Source organism: Novosphingobium sp. FG90 (assembly GCF_057808725.1).
This window is the reverse complement of sequence record NZ_JBMDIO010000083.1, coordinates 1-3,394: the sequence shown is the minus strand read 5'-3', so window position 1 is coordinate 3,394 and position 3,394 is coordinate 1. Positions and strand designations below refer to the sequence as shown.

The 3,394-nt window shown below is 64.9% G+C and carries 6 protein-coding genes; 3 read left to right on the top strand and 3 right to left on the bottom strand.

The window, feature by feature from the left end:
* The first annotated feature begins 115 nt into the window (after positions 1 to 115).
* The 3 genes from ACODRZ_RS26510 to ACODRZ_RS26500 are packed head-to-tail and all read left to right on the top strand — an operon-like array spanning position 116 to position 1,852.
* The gene (locus tag ACODRZ_RS26510) at positions 116 to 481 is read left to right on the top strand and encodes a DUF7673 family protein (protein WP_015063471.1); all 366 of its coding nucleotides are present in this window, start codon (positions 116 to 118) and stop codon (positions 479 to 481) included.
* A gap of 34 nt (positions 482 to 515) precedes the next feature.
* Positions 516 to 887, top strand: a complete 372-nt coding sequence (locus ACODRZ_RS26505; RefSeq protein WP_015063472.1) for a hypothetical protein — start codon at positions 516 to 518, stop codon at positions 885 to 887.
* Positions 884 to 1,852, top strand: a complete 969-nt coding sequence (locus tag ACODRZ_RS26500; RefSeq protein ID WP_020817756.1) for a tyrosine-type recombinase/integrase — start codon at positions 884 to 886, stop codon at positions 1,850 to 1,852. Before ACODRZ_RS26505 ends, ACODRZ_RS26500 begins: the two co-directional genes overlap by 4 nt.
* On the opposite strand, the gene ACODRZ_RS26495 is transcribed toward ACODRZ_RS26500, so the two are convergent.
* Genes ACODRZ_RS26495 through ACODRZ_RS26485 form a run of 3 tightly spaced genes read right to left on the bottom strand, consistent with a single transcriptional unit; the run spans position 1,849 to position 3,176 of the window.
* Complete coding sequence (locus tag ACODRZ_RS26495) at positions 1,849 to 2,469, bottom strand: histidine phosphatase family protein (RefSeq protein WP_015063474.1); 621 nt, start codon at positions 2,467 to 2,469, stop codon at positions 1,849 to 1,851. The two genes, ACODRZ_RS26500 and ACODRZ_RS26495, sit on opposite strands and share 4 nt — an antisense overlap.
* A gap of 6 nt (positions 2,470 to 2,475) precedes the next feature.
* On the bottom strand, positions 2,476 to 2,754 hold the full coding sequence (locus ACODRZ_RS26490; protein WP_020817757.1) for a toxin-antitoxin system HicB family antitoxin: 279 nt from the start codon (positions 2,752 to 2,754) through the stop codon (positions 2,476 to 2,478).
* A 2-nt stretch (positions 2,755 to 2,756) separates the two neighbouring features.
* Entirely contained in the window at positions 2,757 to 3,176 is a 420-nt protein-coding gene (locus ACODRZ_RS26485) for a putative toxin-antitoxin system toxin component, PIN family (protein WP_020817758.1), read from the bottom strand.
* Positions 3,177 to 3,394 lie beyond the last annotated feature (218 nt).

Below are 3,394 nucleotides of genomic sequence, written 5' to 3'. Positions count from 1 at the left end.
GCTGCGTGTAAGCAGGCACGCAGCCGCGCTTCCGTCAAATTTTGGTGGCCCGATTCCCCTGCCAGTTTATGTATGATAATGTCCTTTATCATACATTCAAAAGGACCGGGATTGCATGACCGAGAAGGCCGCCACGACACCCCCGCAGCGCCGCCCGATCATCCGGGCCGTGAGCTTCGATGAAGTCGGCGAGGCGATCGGCCGCTTGCTCCCGATCGCCATGCCGCCCACGCGCGCGGCCGAGACGGGCGCATCGGCGAAGGTCGCCGATTTCTTGTTGGCCTGGTGGAACGGCGACGAGTGCGGGCATTTCCCGATCCTGCACCTTTGCAACGTCGATGCCGTCATTGCCGAGGATATGCTGACCATCATGGCCTATCTGGCGCAGGAGCCGACCACCTACGCCGACGCATGGGGCTATCGCGACGCGATGCACGACCTTTGGGTGCGGTATCGCGGCGATCCTACCGAGAGCGTTTAAACGTGCCGGAGATCCACGACCAAAAGGGAGTCCTATGACCGACGACGAGTTGCCCGACGACAACCCCGCCGAGCGCGCCCAGGCCAAGGCGCTGCGCGAGCAGGCCCGCGCGGGCGGCTTGCGCTTCGAGGCGTATCTACCCGGCAGCATGGCCGATTGGCTGCTGGCGCAGATCGAGCGGGGTAGGTTCGCCGACCCTTCCGAGGCGGTGTTCCTGATCGTCCAGAACTTCATCGAAATGGAGCCGCACCGCGACCTACAGGACGAGCTGCTGCGCCGGATATTGCAGGCCCGCATTGACGATCCGAGGCCGGGGATTCCGCATGATGAGGCTTGCGCCAGAATCGATCGCTTGCTTGCCGAGCCTCGCCCCGATCCGGCACGATGGGAGAAGATCGCGCGATGAACCAGCTCGCCCCCCTGCCCTCGCCCGCATCGTCGCCGGCGCTGCCGGCGTTGATCGCGGCGGCCGACGATGACACGCGGCGGCGCTTCCTTGAGTTCTTCGCCGTCACCATCCGCAACCCCCACACGCGGCGCGCTTATGCGCGCGCAGCGGGCGACTTCCTCGCCTGGTGTGAGGCGCGCGGCGTCGCCTCGCTCGCCGGCGTGCAGCCGCTTCATGTCGCGGCCTGGGTCGAGGCGCTGGGGCGCGAGCTGGCCGCGCCCAGCGTCAAACAGCAGCTCGCCGGCGTGCGTCACCTGTTCGACTGGCTGGTGACGGGCCATATCGTGCCGGTGAATCCCGCCGGATCGGTGCGCGGACCGGCGCATAGCCAGCGGCGCGGCAAGACGCCGGTGCTGGCCCCCGACGAGGCGCGGCGGTTGCTCGACAGCATTGACGTGACCACCCATGCCGGCCTGCGCGACCGCGCCCTGATCGGCCTCATGGTCTATAGCTTCGCCCGGATTGGTGCCGCGCTCTCCATGCGCGTCGAGGACGTGTTCGTGCAGAACCGCCGCCTATGGGTGCGGCTGCACGAAAAGGGTGGCAAGCGCCATGAAATGCCCTGCCATCACAATCTTGAGCATTACCTGGTCGAATATATCGACGGGTGCGGTTTGCGCGAGGACCGCAAAGGGCCGCTGTTCCGCACCATCGCGCGCGGCACTAAGCGACTAAGCGATACCCCCCTGCCCCAAGCCAATGCCTTCGCGATGGTGCGGCGGCGCGCGGCGGCGGCCGAGATCGGCACGGCGATCGGCAATCACAGTTTCCGCGCGACCGGGATCACCACCTATTTGAAGAATGGCGGCACGTTGGAGACGGCCGCGACGATGGCGAACCACAGCTCGACGCGCACCACCCAGCTCTACGATCGACGGCCTGATGACGTGACGCTGGACGAGGTGGAGCGGGTGTTGATCTAGGCGGCGACCGCTGGCCCACAGGCCCAGCGGTCGCCCTGCCAATGAAACCCCACCCGCTGCGCGTTGCCGATCGCGGGCGGCTCCCCCTTGCGCCAGAACGCGCGCATCTTGGCCCGGTCATCCATATGAGCGTCGGCGACGATTGCGCGTGCGGCCTGGATGAATTGCCCATGCCCGAACACATAGGCCAGCGAGTCAGCAGGCATGGCGGCGAGACGCGCCAGCGCGGCCTCGCAGCGCCGTAGCAGCGTGCCGAAGCTCTCCGCCCCTTCCCCGTCGCAATAATCAGGATCGGCCGCGCTCCAATAGCGTTCGAGGTGCGGCATCCTTTCGGCGCTGCGCGTGCCGTTCCATCGGGAGGGTTGGAGATAGGTAAATTCTTCGATCGGCCACGTCTCCACCGGCACGCCGGGAAAGCGCGCGATCGTCGGCGCGGCCGTCTGCCGGGTGCGGGTATAAGGCGACGTGACGATAAGCGCGGGCGCTTCCGTCCAGCTCGCCGCGACCGCGCGGGCCTGTTCCTGGCCGCGCTCCGTCAGCTCGATCGTCGCCAGATCGTGACACGGCACGCCGGCGTTGCCGGTGCTTTCGCCGTGCCGGATGAAGATGGCCCTCATGCCGGATTACTGGCGCAGGCGATCGAGCGTCCAGCCTTCCGGCAATTCGTCGCCGGCTTCGGGCGGCCGATTAGGCACCTTGTCGAGAATACGGCCCAGGCCGCTGCCGGTGTGGCCCTTCGCGCGGCGCGTGAAGAACTCGGCCGCCGTCTCGACCGCGCCAATTTTCTGCGCGACCGCCGTTGCGATCCATTGATTGAGGCTAACGCCATCTTCCTTTGCCAGTCGCGCCGCTGCCGCCTTGATCGAGGTTGGCAGCTTGAGCGGGTAGGTCGCCTTGCTCATTGTCATAACTCCTTCAACAGATCGGCGGGCTGCATCAACCGGATTCCGAAGCGCGGGGCTGCGCCCCGGAAATCGCGGATATTATAAGTCACAAGCGCATCGGCCCGCCCGTTAATCGCCGCTTCCAACACCATTTCGTCGTCGGGGTCGCGTAGTTGCGGCCGCCACAGCAAATGCACCTCCACCGGCTCGATCAGCGCCGCCAGCTCGCCAAGCAGTTCGTCCACGGCCTCCAACGTCAGCCCCGACACTTGCCGCTGCTCCGGTCGTTTCAGCACGTCCTCATATTCGAGGAACAGCGACGGCGTGGCGAGTATCTTCAAGCGGCCATACTCGACGGCGCGCAGTAGGGCGAAGCTCGCTCCCGTTTGGCTCCGCAGCGCCGTGGCGATAACCGAGGTATCTAATACGACTCTTTGCATCGCGCTTAATATAACATCCTATGGGATGTTTTTCTAGATGGCTCTAGTCCGCCACTGGCGAAGCGATGAGCCGGCGACAAGGCGAGTAGAAATCAATCATCTGTATATCATAACGCTATCGTTACGCTGTCATATGGACATTAAAAGGCAATATCGGGCGCGACGTTAGCGTCCGCGCTCGTGGTGTAATTTCCGGTGTAGGCGATGGTGTATTCCGG

What these genes read in the sequence shown, in the direction of transcription:
- ACODRZ_RS26500 (WP_020817756.1), top strand. Translation starts at nt 884, where the DNA reads ATGAACCAGCTCGCCCCCCTGCCCTCGCCCGCATCGTCGCCGGCGCTG.
- ACODRZ_RS26490 (WP_020817757.1), bottom strand. Translation starts at nt 2,754, where the DNA reads ATGAGCAAGGCGACCTACCCGCTCAAGCTGCCAACCTCGATCAAGGCG.
- ACODRZ_RS26510 (WP_015063471.1), top strand. Translation starts at nt 116, where the DNA reads ATGACCGAGAAGGCCGCCACGACACCCCCGCAGCGCCGCCCGATCATC.
- ACODRZ_RS26505 (WP_015063472.1), top strand. Translation starts at nt 516, where the DNA reads ATGACCGACGACGAGTTGCCCGACGACAACCCCGCCGAGCGCGCCCAG.
- ACODRZ_RS26485 (WP_020817758.1), bottom strand. Translation starts at nt 3,176, where the DNA reads ATGCAAAGAGTCGTATTAGATACCTCGGTTATCGCCACGGCGCTGCGG.
- ACODRZ_RS26495 (WP_015063474.1), bottom strand. Translation starts at nt 2,469, where the DNA reads ATGAGGGCCATCTTCATCCGGCACGGCGAAAGCACCGGCAACGCCGGC.